The following is a 14,548-nucleotide window of genomic DNA, read 5'->3' on the forward strand; positions in this document are numbered from 1 at the left end:
CCCGGCAAGGGCAACATCATCCGCACCGGCTCGCTGGGCGACGTGATGAAGGAGTCGGTGGAAGCGGCACGCACCGTGGTGCGAAGCCGTGCGCGCATGCTGGGCATCAAGGACGAGCAGTTTGGCAAGCGCGATCTGCACATCCACGTGCCCGATGGCGCCACGCCCAAGGACGGTCCCAGTGCCGGCGCCGCCATGACCACCGCCATGGTGTCCGCGCTCACGGGTATTCCCGTGCGGGCCGACGTGGCCATGACCGGTGAGATCACGTTGCGCGGTGAAGTGACCGCCATCGGTGGCCTGAAAGAGAAGCTGCTTGCCGCGCTGCGCGGTGGCATCAAGACCGTCATCATCCCCGAGGAGAACGTCAAGGATCTGGCGGAAATTCCCGAGAATGTGAAGCAGGGCTTGGAGATTATCCCGGCCAAATGGATCGACAAAGTGTTGGCCATTGCACTGGAGCGGCAGCCCGTTCCGTTGACCGAAGAAGAGGTCGCGGCACAACTGGCTGCGGCTTCCGTGGCGTCGACCGCGCCCTCTCCGGATGCGGTGAAACATTGACGGCAAAAAAAATCAGGGGCTTGAAAACAGGGCTTTTTTTGAGCTACAATTTCAGCTTCTGACGAACACACCAAGACGTCGGAAATATGCGGGATTAGCTCAGTTGGTAGAGCGATACCTTGCCAAGGTATAGGTCGAGAGTTCGAGTCTCTTATCCCGCTCCAGATTCAAAAAGGGAAGCTTATGGCTTCCCTTTTTTGTCCGGTTTGCCCATGTGTTTGGGCACTGTTGTACTCGGCGCGATAGCAAAGCGGTTATGCAACGGATTGCAAATCCGTCTAGCCCGGTTCGACTCCGGGTCGCGCCTCCAAAGAAAAAGAACAGGCCCCGACAACATGTGTTGCCGGGGCTTTTTCTTGGGCTTCAAGCATGCAGTGTCCGTGCCATCGGGGTCTGCCCCGACCTGCGACAATTGACACATGGCCTCGATGGTGAAATTGGTAGACACAGCGGACTTAAAATCCGCCGCTTACCCGTGAGGGGGCGTACCGGTTCGACCCCGGTTCGAGGCACCAACCCTAGGTTTTTTCCGGTTTCACCGGTACAGTGAGTTTCCATGACCCAATTCAATCCGCCCTTTGAAATCCACGTGCATGGGGATGTTCCCTTGCGTGAAGAAGTGGCGTTTGCGCAAATCCAGGACGCGCTCAAGCCGCTGTGGCAATACGCTGGTGCGCGCTCGCTGACGGCCGCGGCCGAAAGCGCTTACGAGGACGAGCCCGGTATCCGCTTCGACGCGGCGGCGCACGTGTTGCAGATGTGCTGGACTGTTTCGGGCGGTGAGGATTTTCGCCAGGTCATCGAAGAAACCTGCATGGGCTTGAACGAAATCGCTTCGGCGGGCGCTGCGCTGGAAGTGTCGTTCTACGACGCCGAGTACGACGATGAGGATGAAGCCGCCGAAGAAGAGGCGCGCGACGATTTCATGATGTGTTTTGTGGGCCCGACACCCGCTGCCATCATGCAGGTGCAGCGCGATTTGCTGGTGCAAGACGTGGTGCACATCATGGAGCGGCACTTTGATGCCGCTGAGCTCAGCGATGTGGTGCTGGCGATCGACAAGCTGTTCACGCAGCGCTTTGATGCGCTGGTCAACTCCATGCAGTTGGGCCGACCACCACGCGGCTTCGGTGGCTCATCGGGCCATGGCGGCCCCAGAAAACCCCGTCATTTGCACTGAGCACCTGAACGACCTGTCATGCACAGGTCGTAGACTGCGAAACAGGCCCGTTCCGGGCCTTTGTTCTTGGAGTGTAGATGCCGCTGTTTTCTTCCGATGCGCTCAATCCCGGAGTCCGACGATCCGAGGTGTTTGGTTGGGCGATGTACGACTTCGCCAACTCGGGTTACACCACCGTGGTGCTCACGGCGGTGTTTGCCGCCTACTTTGTGGGCGCGGTGGCGGGTGGCACCGATTGGGCCACCTTTGCCTGGACGCTGGCGCTCAGCGTGTCCTACGCCATCGTGATGCTGACCGCGCCCGCCATGGGGGCCTGGGCCGACCAGCACGGGGCGAAAAAGCGCTTGCTGATGCTGTGTACCGTGGGGTGTGTGCTGGCCACCGCCGCGCTGGCTTTCGTGACCCCGGGCTCGGTGGTATTGGCCATGTTGCTGATCGTGGTGGCCACCACGTTTTTTTCCTGGGGTGAGTCGCTGGTGGCGGCCTTTTTGCCCGAGCTGGCGCGGCCTGAGGCCATGGGCAAGGTGAGTGGCTGGGGTTGGAGCTTTGGCTATTTCGGCGGCATGCTGGCCTTGGGCCTGAGCCTGGCCTACGTGCTGTGGGCGCAGTCGCAGGGCCAGACAGCGGCGCAGTTTGTGCCGGTCACGATGTTGATCACAGCAGGTATTTTTGCCGTGGCCTCGCTGGCAACGCTGTTGTTGCTGCACGAACGCGCCGAAGCGCGAACACAAGTGGCTGGTTCTGGCTGGCTGGACTCCTTGCGACAGCTTCAGACCACCTTTCAGCATGCCCGCCAGTACCGCGATTTCATCTGGCTGCTGGCTTGCGCCGTGGCATACCAGGGCGGTGTGGCGGTGGCGATCACTTTGGCCGCGATTTATGCGGAGCAGGTGATTGGTTTCGTGCAACAGGAAACCATGGTGCTGATCTTCGTGCTCAACATTGCGGCCGCGCTGGGCGCTTTTGCTTTCGGTTACTGGCAGGACCGGCTGGGCCACAAACTGGCTCTGGGCATCACGCTGGTGGGGTGGATGGCCACTTGCATCATCGCAGCGCTCACCACGACCAAGGGCGGTTTTTGGTATGCCGCTGTCATCGCCGGTGTTTGCATGGGTTCGAGTCAGTCTTCGGGTCGTGCCATGGCGGGCATGCTGGCACCGCCGAAACAGTTGGCCGAATTTTTTGGACTGTGGACTTTTGCCACCCGCCTGGCCAGCATCATCGGGCCATTGAGCTATGGTGCCATCACATGGGCTACCGGGGGCAACCAGCGGCTGGCCATCGGGTTCACGGCCGTGCTGTTCCTGATCGGGTTGGGGCTGCTCATGCCGGTGAACATGGCGCGCGGGCGGCGGGCCGCCTTGGGCCAAGCCTTGGCCACCGACTGACCGGACGCATCAATAGAAAAAGGCCCGCAGTGGGCCTTGTCCGGTTGCAAGAGCATGGGCGCTGCAACGCCTGCGGTTTCAGTACTCCAGCATGCGCGGCAAGTCTTTGGCTTGTTCGACCCACTTGCCCACTTCTGCTTCGGTCGGGGCGCGGCGCACCAGCTGCTTGGCGGTGTTGAGATCGGCCATGGCTTGCGTCAGGTTGTCGGGCCGGCGGCGAGCCAATTCGGGCACCGTGTCCACACCAGCGGCTTCCAGCAACTGCGCGAACTCCGAACCGATACCGCTCACGCGGTACAGGTCCACCATGTTGGCGAATTTCAGAATTTGTTTTTCCGTCAAACCGGCCTTGTCGGCCAGGGCTTTGCGCTGGGCCGGGGTGCGGGCATTGCTCAACAGGCCGTCGGTGTCTTTCACGTCCGCCGCCAGCAGTTTTCCCCCGACCACGGGACCGATACCTTCCACGTCCTGGATTTTCTTGTTCGCCATGTGCTGATTTCCTTTCAAGGGTTGAGGGCGCCACACCGGTGGCGTGTCTAGGGCCTAAACGCAATGTACCGAAGTCGGGCTGTGTTTGCTACCACCCATGGGCTGGCTTGTGTGGCGCTTCACGTTGGCGCTAGGCGGTGTCGCTTGCGCGAGTCAGATCGTGACAGTTTGCGCAGAAAGTGCCGTGTCCAGCCAGCGGCTGGCGGTTGCCCCGAGCTTTTCGGCCGAGCCGGTGGTCAGCAACATGGGTGCGTGTTGGGTGTGCCCATCGGTCTCGGGCAGGGCGGCGCCCAGGACCGCGCGGGTTCGGCGTGCAACGGCAGGTCCGGTTTCGACCAGCGCAACACCGGGGCCGCACAAGGTTTGCAGTGTGGGGGCCGCAAACGGATAGTGGGTACAGCCCAGCACCAGCGTATCCATGGGTGGAAGCGGCCCGGGCACTTGTGCCAAGGCTTGCACGTAGCGTTCGCACAAGGCCTGGGTCTGGGTTTCGTCGTCGCGCTCGATGGCGTCGGCCAGTCCGTCGCAAGGCTGGCAGCTGAAGTGCAAGGGCCGCGTGGACGAGGCTTCCATGCGCTGGCGCAGCTGCGCAAAACGCGCGCTGCCGAGCGTGGCGCGGGTGGCCAGTACACCCACGTGCCCCGACGCGCTGCATTCTGCGGCCGGCTTGAGGGCCGGCTCCACACCGATGATGGGCAGGTCGGGGAAGCACAGGCGCAATTCGTCGATGGCCAGCGCGGTCGCGGTGTTGCAGGCCACGACCAGTGCGTCCAGCGGCTGAATTTGGCGCAGGTGGCGGACGATGCGCTGCGACCGTTGCAAGACGTCGGCGGCGCTGCGTTCGCCATAGGGCGCGTAGGCACTGTCGGCCAGGTAGATGTGGTGTGCACCGGGCAGCGCGGACAGCAGGGCGCGCAGCACGCTCAGGCCGCCGACCCCGCTGTCGAAAACGCCGATGGTGGGCACGAGGGACTCAGGCGCTGGCGACGTTGATGCCTTTGAATTCGCCGCTGGCGATGCGCTTTTGCCATTCGGCCGGGCCGGTGATGTGGGCGCTGGTGCCGCCTGCGTCCACCGCCACGGTCACGGGCATGTCGACCACGTCGAACTCGTAGATGGCTTCCATGCCCAGGTCTTCAAAGCCCACCACCTTGGCGGTCTTGATGGCCTTGGACACCAGGTAGGCGGCGCCGCCCACGGCCATCAGGTAGGCGCTCTTGTGGTTCTTGATCGACTCGATCGCGACCGGACCGCGCTCGGCTTTGCCGATCATGGCGATCAGGCCGGTTCGCTCCAGCATCATGTCGGTGAACTTGTCCATGCGGGTGGCGGTGGTGGGGCCAGCCGGGCCCACGGCCTCGTCGCGCACCGGGTCGACCGGGCCCACGTAGTAGATGACCCGGTTGGTGAAGTCCACCGGCAGCTTTTCGCCCTTGGCCAGCATGTCCTGGATGCGCTTGTGCGCGGCGTCGCGACCGGTCAGCATCTTGCCGTTGAGCAACAGGGTCTGGCCCGGCTTCCAGCTGGCGACTTCGGCCTTGCTCAGGGTGTCGAGGTTGACGCGCTGGCTCTTTTGCGTGTCGGGCTCCCAGTTGACGTTGGGCCACAGGTCCAGGCTGGGCGGGTCCAGGTAGACCGGGCCGCTGCCATCCATCACAAAATGCGCGTGGCGGGTGGCCGCGCAGTTGGGGATCATGGCCACCGGCTTGCTGGCCGCGTGGGTGGGGTACATCTTGATCTTCACGTCCAGCACCGTGGTCAACCCGCCCAGGCCTTGTGCGCCGATGCCGAGTGCGTTGACCTTGTCGAACAGCTCCAGACGCAGCTCTTCCACCTGGCTGAGCTTTTCGCCCTTGGCGGATTTGGCCTGCAGCTCGTACATGTCCAGGTCGTCCATCAGGCTTTCTTTGGCCAGCAACACCGATTTTTCGGCGGTGCCACCAATGCCAATGCCCAGCATGCCGGGCGGACACCAGCCCGCACCCATGGTGGGCACCGTCTTGAGCACCCAGTCGATCAGGCTGTCGCTGGGGTTGAGCATGATCATCTTGCTTTTGTTTTCACTGCCGCCGCCCTTGGCCGCCACGGTCACGTCCACGGTGTTGCCGGGTACGATTTCGGTGAAGATCACGGCGGGCGTGTTGTCGCCCGTGTTCTTGCGGGCAAACAGCGGGTCGGCCACCACGCTGGCGCGCAGCTTGTTATCGGCGTTGTTGTAGCCCCGGCGCACGCCTTCGTTGATGGCGTCGTCCAGGCCACCGGTGAAGCCTTCCCAGCGCACGTCCATGCCGACCTTGAGGAACACGTTGACGATGCCGGTGTCCTGGCAGATCGGGCGGTGGCCGGTGGCGCTCATCTTGCTGTTGGTCAGGATCTGGGCGATCGCGTCCTTGGCCGCCGGGCTTTGTTCGCGTTCGTAGGCGCGTGCCAGGTGTGCGATGTAGTCGCTGGGGTGGTAGTAGCTGATGAACTGCAGCGCGGCGGCGATGGATTCGATCAGGTCTTCTTGGCGGATGGCGGTGGTCATGGCGGCTCCTGGTGTCAGAGGGTGGGGAGGCTGTCGGCGGCGCTGGCCGTGTTCAGTGTTCTTTGCTGCCCTTGGGCTGGGCCATCAAGCGGTCGGTCAGGGCGATGGCCATGGCGCTGAGCAGGAACACCACATGGATGATGGTTTGCCACATCAGCACCTTTTCTTCGTAGTTGGCGGCGTTGATGAAGGTCTTGAGCAAGTGGATGGACGAGATGCCGATGATGGCGGTCGCCAGCTTGACCTTGAGCACCGAGGCATTGACGTGGCTGAGCCACTCGGGCTGGTCGGGGTGGTTGTGCAAGCCCATGCGGCTGACGAAGGTTTCGTAGCCCCCCACAATGACCATGATCAGCAGGTTGGAGATCATGACCACATCGATCAGGGCCAACACCACCAGCATGATGATGGTTTCGTTGAGCCCGGTGACATCGACGGAATCTTTGTAGCCAATGCTCTTGACCAGGGCCGCCAGCGCGTTCTGGTTGCCAAACGCGGCTTCTACCAGGTGCACCAGTTCGACCCAGAAGTGAAAGACGTAAATCGCCTGGGCGGCGATGAGTCCGATATAGAGTGGCAACTGCAGCCAGCGGCTGGCAAAAATCAGGTTGGGCAGGGCGCGGATCGCGGGCGGGGGTTGGATCGGGGTGGTCATGGAGGCGGTGCGGGAGGGGTGGAGCGAGCGGCGTGGAGGCGGGGCGGACGGGCAGGCAATATTGTAGGCTTGCCCGCATGTGGGCCCGAGGCGCGTCGCGCGCTGTCCTGTCGCAGCCGAGGGTTGTATTCTCTGGGTTGGCCAGGCCATCCACCACCCATGTAAGTGGCTCGTAAGAGCGTTTGCGCACAGTAGGCGGAGTTTCTGATTTCAAAACCCCGAGGAGACAAAACATGTCCACACCTTCGACGTCCATCCAATCCACGCTGGTTGAAAACCGCGTTTTTGAACCGACAGCGGCCACCGTCCAGGCCGCGCGCGTGTCCGGCATGGCCGCGTACGAAGCCTTGTGCGCGGAAGCCGAAAAAGACCACGAGGCGTTCTGGGCCCGTTTGGCGCGCGAATATCTGAACTGGAGCAAACCCTTCACCCAGACACTGGACAGCTCGAACGCGCCGTTCTACAAGTGGTTCGACGATGGCGAGTTGAACGCCTCATACAACTGCCTGGACCGCCACATGGGCACGCCGGTGGAGAACAAGACCGCCATCATCTTCGAAGCAGATGGCGGCGAGGTGACCAAGGTCAGCTACAAGGAACTGCTGGACAAGGTTTCGCAGTTTGCCAACGCGCTCAAGGCCAAGGGTGTGAAGAAGGGCGACCGCGTCGTCATTTACATGCCCATGACCGTGGAAGGCGTCGTGGCCATGCAAGCCTGTGCGCGCATCGGTGCCACCCACAGCGTGGTGTTCGGCGGGTTTTCGGCCAAGGCCTTGCAGGAACGCATCCAGGACGCCGGCGCTGTGGCGGTGATCACCGCCAACTTCCAGCTGCGCGGTGGCAAAGAGCTGCCGCTCAAGGCCATCGTTGACGAAGGCATCGCCATGGGCGGCTGCGAATGCGTGAAAGACGTGATCGTTTTCCAGCGCACACAGACCAGTTGCAACATGGTGGCGGGCCGCGACAGCCTGATGCACGAGCTGATGGCCGAACAGTCCACCGACTGCCCGGCCGTGATGGTGGGCGCGGAACACCCGCTGTTTGTGCTCTACACCTCGGGGTCCACCGGCAAACCCAAGGGCGTGCAGCACAGCACCGGTGGCTACCTGCTGTGGGCCAATCTCACCATGCAGTGGACGTTCGATCTCCAGCCCAGCGACGTGTTCTGGTGCACCGCCGACATCGGCTGGATCACCGGCCACACCTACGTGGCCTACGGCCCGCTGGCGGCAGGCGCGACCCAGATCGTTTTTGAAGGCGTGCCCACCTACCCGAACGCCGGGCGCTTCTGGCAGATGATCGAGCGCCACAAGTGCAGTATTTTCTACACCGCCCCCACGGCCATCCGTTCGCTGATCAAGGCGGCCGAAGCCGATGAAAAAGTGCACCCGGCGCGCTCCGATCTGTCCAGTCTGCGGCTGCTGGGTTCGGTGGGCGAGCCCATCAACCCCGAAGCCTGGATGTGGTACTACAAACACGTGGGCGGCGAGCGTTGCCCGATCGTGGATACCTTCTGGCAGACCGAGACCGGCGGCCACATGATCACACCGCTGCCGGGCGCAACACCCCTGGTGCCGGGCTCGTGCACCTTGCCGCTGCCGGGCATCACGGCCGCCATCGTGGATGAAGCCGGTGTGGACATGCCCAACGGTTCGGGCGGCATCCTGGTGGTCAAGAAGCCTTGGCCGTCCATGATCCGCACCATCTGGGGCGACCCGGAGCGCTTCAAGAAGGCCTACTTCCCCGAAGAGCTCAAGGGCTATTACCTGGCTGGCGATGGTGCGGTGCGCAGCGTGGACCGGGGTTATTTCCGCATCACTGGACGCATCGACGACGTGCTGAACGTCTCTGGGCACCGCATGGGCACGATGGAGATCGAGTCCGCCCTGGTGAGCAAGACCGACTTGGTGGCCGAGGCGGCTGTGGTGGGACGCCCCGACGATGTGACGGGCGAGGCCATTGTGGCGTTTGTGGTGCTCAAGCGTTCACGCCCGACCGGCGACGAGGCCAAGGCCATTGCCAAGGAATTGCGCGACTGGGTGGGCAAGGAAATCGGCCCGATCGCCAAGCCCAAGGAAATCCGTTTCGGCGACAACCTGCCCAAAACCCGTTCCGGCAAGATCATGCGCCGCTTGCTGCGGGGTATCGCCAAGGGCGAAGCCATCACCCAGGACACGTCTACGCTGGAAAACCCGGCGATTCTTGAGCAGCTCTCGGAAAAGCTCTGAACGGGTGCCACCGCACAAAAAAGCCCGCTGACCCAGCGGGCTTTTTTACTGGACCGGTCAACGGGCCAAGGCTATCCAGGCCTGTGTCAGTCGGTGCACCAGATCCTGTGGGCGGCGCACCAAGGCGTAGCCTTGGCCTCCAAACAGGTGTGGCAGGTAGTCGTGGGCCTTTTCGTCGATGGTGACGCAAAACGGGACCAGGCCGGCTTGTCGCGCTTCCTGCACCGCGTGCCGGGTGTCCTCCAGCCCGTAGCGTCCTTCGTAGATGTCGAGATCGTTGGGCTTGCCGTCGGTCAGCACCAGCAACAGACGCTGGCGCTCGGGGCGTTGGTCCAGGCGCCGTGTGGCCTCGCGCACCGCAGCGCCCATGCGGGTGTAAAAGCCGGGCTTCAAGGCGCCTACCCGCGCGCGCACGACCTCGTTCCAGCGTTCCTCAAAGCCCTTCAGGTGCTGGATGCGCACCTTGTTTCGGCGCACCGAGCTGAAGCCCAGCATCTCGAAGGCGTCGCCGGTGGCCGCCATCGCTTGGCCGAACACGTACAAGGCCTCACGGATCACGTCGATGACCCGGGCGTCGTTGGTGGCATAGGCATCGGTGGACAAGGAAAGGTCGGCCAGCAGCAAGGTGGCCAGGCTGCGTTCGGCGCGCCGGGTGTGGCTGTAGACCGCAGGGCTGTCGCTGTGCCGGCTACCGCTGCGGCGCTCGCTGCTGAAGCGCACCCAGGCATCGAGGTCGATCTCGTCGCCCTGGCACTGCGCCCGCTGGCGCTGTGGTGCTGCGTGCAGCACCTCGAGCCGCTTTTGCACGCGCCGGGCCATGGCGCGCAAAGCGGGCGGGGGGATGTAAGGGGTGCCTGGCCGGGCCACCAGGGTTTGCAACTGGCAATGTTCGGGCAGCAGCCGTTGCTGGCGCCAATCCCATTCCGGCAGGGTGTGGCCGGGTCCGAGTGGCAGCTCGTCTGCGCTGGCGCTGGGCAGGTCCAGGTCGAACTTGACGCGCGAAGCGGTGGTCTGTTCGCTGCGCGCGAGCGAGAGCGTGTCCATGTCGTCGGCTGCGGCGCAGGCGTCGGGGTTGGCTTCGTCGTCGCTGCCGCGGTCGAGCCGGACGAGTTCGCTCCAGCTCATCAAGGCGTCGGTTTTGGCGGCCAGCAGCATGGGGTGGCGAGACGGGTCGTCCTGCACCCGACGGCTGCGCCTTCGTTTGGCACTGGCCGGATCGGGCGCTGCGTCGGGCCGCGGGGCCGCATCGCCCGCAGCGCCGGGTGCACCGCCACCCGGCACGGGTGCATCAAAGCCTTCCAGCCAGAGCCAGACCGGGGCCACGTGTTCGGGCCGCACGGCCAGCTCGGCGTGTGCTTCGCCGCGCAAGGCGGCCTGCACCGCTGCCTCGTACCGCGCATCGCCGGGTTTTAAGCCCTCCAGAGCCGGGCGTTGTGCCAGGTGCTGGCGGCTCAGCCGATCAAAGCGCGCACGCAGACCGGCGAACTGTTGCAGGGCCAATACAGTGGCGCGGCGGTTGTCGGCGATCCAGTTGCCGCTGGGCACGAAGACCGAGGCCATGGCCGCCAGCCAGAGGTAGAGATCGCGGTTCGCCGCGCTGTCGGCGAACACGGACAACGTGGGCGGCAAGGCCAGCGTGTCGTGGTGGAGCTGGGGTTGGGGCGTGCGCAGGGCGGTGCCCGCCAGGCGCTGCAGCCAGTGCCGGGGGCCACCGTGGCGCGCATCGGCGCTGGCGGTGATCCGCACGGCGGTCGCACCGCCGCCGGCGCGAAACAACAGCCCGATGCTGCGGTGCATGTCGTCCAGCGCCACCGCAGCCTCTGAAGCCTCGGCCTGAGCCGCGCGCGTGACGATGCGGTGCCACCAGCCACCAACCCATTCTTCCATCAGTGCACCCTATCGCGCCGTTGGTGCAGCGTTTCGCGCACCGCGTCCAGGCCCACTTTCCACTCCAGCGACGGTGGGCGGCCTTGATCGGATTGCGTGGAGTCACAGGCGCTGAGACATTGCCCGCACTGCACGCACGAGAACATCATGCGTTTGATGTTGCGCGGGTTCAGCCGCATCGGGCAGGCGTGGTCGCAGGCGCTGCCGCGTGGCGCGTCGCAGGTTTTGCATTCGCGTGCCCGGTCGCGCGCGAACGAGACCACCATGGCCTTGGGATTGGCCATCCAGGCCAGGCTCTGGAACAGGCCGACCGCACAACCGAAGCGGCAGAACAAATGCCGAGCCAGCGTGAATTCCAGGGTGAACACCAGGGTACCGATGCCGATGAAGCGCAGCTGGTTGGGTGTGGACGTGCCGCGCACGAGATGGGCCCAGACTTCTGCCGGGGGCAGCAGGTAGGTCAGCAGGGTGATGGCCCAGACAAATCCGCACAGCACACAGGCGAGCAGAAAAACCGGCCACCACCTTTTTTGCGCCTGCCGTCCGCTGCGCGGCGTGGTCGAACGGTCCCAGATGCTGAGTTTGCCGCTGGCCCGGTGCAGCAGGTCGTTGAGCATTTCGACCAGGGAAAAATGTGGGCACAGCCAGCCGCAGTACAAGCGGCCATAGCGGTAGGCCACCGCCAGGAAACCAGCGATGAACAAGATCGCCGGGAGAAACCCGCGCAACAGGATGTTGATGGCGGTCTGTACCGCGGTCGCGTCACCGCGCACGAATGCGTCAATGCCCAGCGACCAGCGCCAGCCGAGCACCCAGAGCTGGGCTTGGTTCAGGTCGAAGCGGAACAGATTCAGCGCAGGCGCCAGCAGGAAGAGCGCGAAAAACCCGATCTGGAAAACACGCCGGCGGCGTTGCAAGATCGCGCTCGTTGGCCCCTGGGTGGTTCCGCTGGTGCGGGCCAATGTGGAAGAGGAGGGGGTGTCAGTGGCCATCGTCGATCAGGGCGCGCAGCACTTCGTCCAGTGCGGCACTGGTTTCCTGGTCGTCCGTGAGCGCGTTCACCACCGCAGCACGGCAAGCGTCGAGCAAGGGCAGGCCGGATGCCACCAGACGGGCCGCCATCACCAGCAAACGGGTGCTCGCGGTCTCTTCCAAGTCGTGCGCGGTCAGCCGGCGCAGCGCCTGTCCGAGGTGCACCAGCTGGGCGGCCAGCGCTGGCGCCGCGCGACCTTCCTGCTCCACGATGCGGCGTTCGACCTCGGCCGACGGATAGCCCAGGGACAGGGCTGTGAAGCGTTGTCGCGTGCTGGGTTTGAGCCCTTTGAGCAAATTCTGATAACCCGGGTTGTACGAGATCACGAGCATGAATTCGGGTGGCGCCTTCAGCAGTTCCCCCGTGCGCTCGATGGGGAGCAAGCGGCGGTCATCGGCCAGCGGATGCAGCACCACCGTGGTGTCCTTGCGGGCTTCCACCACCTCGTCCAGGTAGAGGATGGCGCCCTGTCGCACGGCGCGGGCCAGCGGCCCATCGCTCCACACGGTGTCGCCCTGACCGATCAGATGCCGCCCGACCAGATCGGCGGCGCTCAGGTCGTCGTGGCAGGACACCGTGATCAGCGGGCGGCCCAGCCGCGCTGCCATGTGTTCCACGAAGCGGGTCTTGCCGCAACCGGTTGGTCCTTTGATCAGCAGTGGCAGCTGCTGGCGAAAACAATGCGCAAAGAGTTGGCATTCGCCCGCCTGTTCGGCATAAAAGGGCAACTTCTCTGGCGCTGCCACCAGCCCCGGCGTTGAAGCCGCGCGTGCCAGCAAGTCGATCGCATCTGCGCCGCCCATGGTCAGGCCCTTTGCAGGCGTGCGCCTGTGGCTGAGCTGCTGCTTTTCTCGTCGACCGAGGGGCCGATGAAGAAGCTCGACAGATAGGCGAGCAGGCCCAGCAAGAAGCCCACGCCGCCGGCCACGCGCGCCCAGTAGAAGAAGGTCAACTGGTCTTGTGTGGCCATGAACGACATTGCCCCCGTTGTGGGCAGACGCTGCAGCCATATCTGGAGCACACCCGCGCCGCTCAAGGCCAGCACCATCACGCCCATGCCGATACTCATGATCCAGAAACTCCACATCTCCACCGACTGTGCGCGCTGGGGATTGGCTTCACGTCCCCGCAGAATCGGCATGGCGTAGCTGATGATGGCAATCACCACCAGCACGTAGGCGCCATAGAAGGCCAGGTGCCCGTGCGCGGCGGTGAGTTGCGAACCGTGGGTGTAGTAGTTGACCGGGCTGAGTGTGTGCATGAAGCCCCACAAGCCGGCACCCAGAAAGCCGATGACGGCGGTGCCCACGGCCCACAGAACGGCGGCTTGGTTCGGGTGTTCGCGGCGGCGGCGTTGCACCATGTTGAAGGCGAACATCGTCATCATGAAGAAGGGAATGGGCTCCATGGCGGAGAACACACCGCCCACCCAGTGCCAGTAGCCCGGCAGTCCGATGAAGTAGAAATGGTGGCCGGTGCCCAGGATGCCGGTGATGAGCGCAAACGCCACGATCATGTACATCCACTTGTCGATCACCTCGCGGTCCACGCCGGTGGTCTTGACCAGCACGAAGGCCAGCAGGGACGCCATGATCAGCTCCCAGGTGCCCTCCACCCACAGGTGCACCACGAACCACCAGTACATCTTGTCGCGCACCAGGTTGCTGGGGTTGACGAAACTGAACAGGAACATCAGCGCCAGCCCCCACAGGCCCATCAGCAGCACCATGGAGATCGCGGTCTTGCGGCCTTTGAGCACGGTCATGCTGATGTTGAACAGGAAACCCAGGCAGACCGCGACGATGCCCAGCTTGGTCGGCAAGGGTTGTTCGAGGAACTCGCGTCCCATGGTGGCCAGCATGTCGTTGCCTGTCATCTCGGCCAGCGTGGCGTAGGGCACCAGCAGGTAGCCGAGTATGGTCAGCACCCCGGCGGCCAGGAAGATCCAGAACAGCACTTTGGCCAGCAACGGGCTGTAAAGATCGGTCTCGCTCTCCTCGGGCACGATGAAATAGGCAGCGCCCATGAAACCAAACAGCAGCCATATGATGAGCAGGTTGGTGTGCACCATGCGTGCGATGTTGAAAGGAATGGCGGGGAACATCAGGTCGCCGATGACGTACTGGAGACCCAGGGCCAGGCCGAAGACGATCTGCCCGACAAACAGGCCTATGGCGGCCATGAAGTACAGCTTGGAGACCGATTGGGACGGGTATTTGAGTGTGGTGGCTTGCATGGATATGTCCTCTGAGAGTGGGCGGAAACGGCGGCTCGCCGAACCGTTCAGCCTTCGATGTTGGGTGGCCATTTTTCGGTGTTGATGCCATTCGTCCACTTGAGGAACTCGACCAGATCGTCGAGCTGCTCGTCGGTGAAGTTGAACTGCGGCATCTGGCGGCGCCCGGGTGCATTGGTGGGCATGGCCTGGATCCAGCCCTTGATGAAGTCGGGCCCGCGGCGTTCGTAGACGTTGCCCAGCTCGGGCGCGAAATAGGCCCCTTCACCCAACAAGGTGTGGCAGCCGATGCAGTTGCGCGTTTCCCACAAGTGTTTGCCGCGAACCACGGCGGGCGTGATGTCACCCGACTTGGACCGTTCCG

13 protein-coding genes and 3 tRNA genes are annotated in these 14,548 nt (G+C 63.7%); 7 read left to right on the forward strand and 9 right to left on the reverse strand.

The features are described 5' to 3' along the window. The 6 genes from ABYB95_RS05975 to ABYB95_RS06000 all read left to right on the forward strand — a co-directional run. Positions 1-561: S16 family serine protease (locus tag ABYB95_RS05975; protein WP_372657552.1), on the forward strand; the 561-nt coding region annotated here is incomplete at its 5' end. Positions 562-649: 88 nt separating this feature from the next. Then, positions 650-725, forward strand: a tRNA-Gly gene (locus ABYB95_RS05980). 72 nt (positions 726-797) lie between these two features. Further along, positions 798-871 (forward strand) — tRNA-Cys (locus ABYB95_RS05985). A 112-nt stretch (positions 872-983) separates the two neighbouring features. Further along, positions 984-1,076: transfer RNA gene (locus tag ABYB95_RS05990), tRNA-Leu, on the forward strand. Between the two features lie 41 nt (positions 1,077-1,117). After that, complete coding sequence (locus tag ABYB95_RS05995; protein ID WP_372657553.1) at positions 1,118-1,741, forward strand: DUF6806 family protein; 624 nt, start codon at positions 1,118-1,120, stop codon at positions 1,739-1,741. A gap of 77 nt (positions 1,742-1,818) precedes the next feature. Then, positions 1,819-3,129 (forward strand): MFS transporter, encoded by a 1,311-nt coding sequence (locus ABYB95_RS06000; protein WP_372657554.1) that lies wholly within the window; start codon positions 1,819-1,821, stop codon positions 3,127-3,129. Between the two features lie 78 nt (positions 3,130-3,207). On the opposite strand, the gene ABYB95_RS06005 is transcribed toward ABYB95_RS06000, so the two are convergent. The 4 genes from ABYB95_RS06005 to ABYB95_RS06020 all read right to left on the reverse strand — a co-directional run bounded on the left by ABYB95_RS06005 (position 3,208) and on the right by ABYB95_RS06020 (position 6,800). Then, a complete protein-coding gene (locus tag ABYB95_RS06005) occupies positions 3,208-3,618 on the reverse strand; it encodes a DUF4332 domain-containing protein (protein ID WP_372657555.1) in 411 nt (136 codons plus the stop codon). Between the two features lie 153 nt (positions 3,619-3,771). Next, positions 3,772-4,584: a glutamate racemase gene (gene murI / locus ABYB95_RS06010; protein WP_372657556.1), complete on the reverse strand. Its 813-nt coding sequence runs from the start codon at positions 4,582-4,584 to the stop codon at positions 3,772-3,774. 7 nt (positions 4,585-4,591) lie between these two features. Then, on the reverse strand, positions 4,592-6,145 hold the full coding sequence (locus ABYB95_RS06015) for a fumarate hydratase (protein WP_372657557.1): 1,554 nt from the start codon (positions 6,143-6,145) through the stop codon (positions 4,592-4,594). Between the two features lie 52 nt (positions 6,146-6,197). Beyond that, positions 6,198-6,800 (reverse strand): TIGR00645 family protein, encoded by a 603-nt coding sequence (locus ABYB95_RS06020; protein WP_372657558.1) that lies wholly within the window; start codon positions 6,798-6,800, stop codon positions 6,198-6,200. A 233-nt stretch (positions 6,801-7,033) separates the two neighbouring features. Here ABYB95_RS06020 and acs point away from each other — a divergent pair, with 233 nt between their 5' ends. Beyond that, a complete protein-coding gene (gene acs / locus ABYB95_RS06025; RefSeq protein WP_372657559.1) occupies positions 7,034-9,028 on the forward strand; it encodes an acetate--CoA ligase in 1,995 nt (664 codons plus the stop codon). 57 nt (positions 9,029-9,085) lie between these two features. Here the strand turns inward: acs and ABYB95_RS06030 are convergent, their stop codons facing one another. From ABYB95_RS06030 to ABYB95_RS06050, 5 genes are all read right to left on the reverse strand, one after another. Then, on the reverse strand, positions 9,086-10,915 hold the full coding sequence (locus ABYB95_RS06030) for a nitric oxide reductase activation protein NorD (RefSeq protein WP_372657560.1): 1,830 nt from the start codon (positions 10,913-10,915) through the stop codon (positions 9,086-9,088). After that, positions 10,915-11,832 (reverse strand): 4Fe-4S binding protein, encoded by a 918-nt coding sequence (locus ABYB95_RS06035; protein WP_372657561.1) that lies wholly within the window; start codon positions 11,830-11,832, stop codon positions 10,915-10,917. Before ABYB95_RS06035 ends, ABYB95_RS06030 begins: the two co-directional genes overlap by 1 nt. Before the next feature lie 64 nt (positions 11,833-11,896). Continuing rightward, positions 11,897-12,751 carry a CbbQ/NirQ/NorQ/GpvN family protein gene (locus ABYB95_RS06040; RefSeq protein ID WP_372657562.1) on the reverse strand — a complete coding sequence of 285 codons (855 nt, stop codon included), beginning with the start codon at positions 12,749-12,751 and terminating at the stop codon, positions 11,897-11,899. A 2-nt stretch (positions 12,752-12,753) separates the two neighbouring features. Beyond that, a complete protein-coding gene (locus ABYB95_RS06045; RefSeq protein ID WP_372657563.1) occupies positions 12,754-14,184 on the reverse strand; it encodes a cbb3-type cytochrome c oxidase subunit I in 1,431 nt (476 codons plus the stop codon). A 47-nt stretch (positions 14,185-14,231) separates the two neighbouring features. Further along, positions 14,232-14,548 (reverse strand): cytochrome c (locus ABYB95_RS06050; RefSeq protein WP_372657564.1); only part of this gene is annotated, 317 nt, incomplete at its 5' end.

The sequence above is a fragment of the Hydrogenophaga sp. genome, assembly GCF_041633695.1.
In the GTDB taxonomy this organism is placed as follows: Bacteria; Pseudomonadota; Gammaproteobacteria; order Burkholderiales; family Burkholderiaceae_C; genus Hydrogenophaga.

Excerpts from the sequence above, each read along its gene's own strand:
- ABYB95_RS05995 (WP_372657553.1), top strand. The coding sequence starts at position 1,118 with ATGACCCAATTCAATCCGCCCTTTGAAATCCACGTGCATGGGGATGTT.
- ABYB95_RS06030 (WP_372657560.1), bottom strand. The coding sequence starts at position 10,915 with ATGGAAGAATGGGTTGGTGGCTGGTGGCACCGCATCGTCACGCGCGCG.
- ABYB95_RS06000 (WP_372657554.1), top strand. The coding sequence starts at position 1,819 with ATGCCGCTGTTTTCTTCCGATGCGCTCAATCCCGGAGTCCGACGATCC.
- ABYB95_RS06045 (WP_372657563.1), bottom strand. The coding sequence starts at position 14,184 with ATGCAAGCCACCACACTCAAATACCCGTCCCAATCGGTCTCCAAGCTG.
- ABYB95_RS06040 (WP_372657562.1), bottom strand. The coding sequence starts at position 12,751 with ATGGGCGGCGCAGATGCGATCGACTTGCTGGCACGCGCGGCTTCAACG.
- ABYB95_RS06005 (WP_372657555.1), bottom strand. The coding sequence starts at position 3,618 with ATGGCGAACAAGAAAATCCAGGACGTGGAAGGTATCGGTCCCGTGGTC.
- ABYB95_RS06020 (WP_372657558.1), bottom strand. The coding sequence starts at position 6,800 with ATGACCACCCCGATCCAACCCCCGCCCGCGATCCGCGCCCTGCCCAAC.
- ABYB95_RS06015 (WP_372657557.1), bottom strand. The coding sequence starts at position 6,145 with ATGACCACCGCCATCCGCCAAGAAGACCTGATCGAATCCATCGCCGCC.
- acs (WP_372657559.1), top strand. The coding sequence starts at position 7,034 with ATGTCCACACCTTCGACGTCCATCCAATCCACGCTGGTTGAAAACCGC.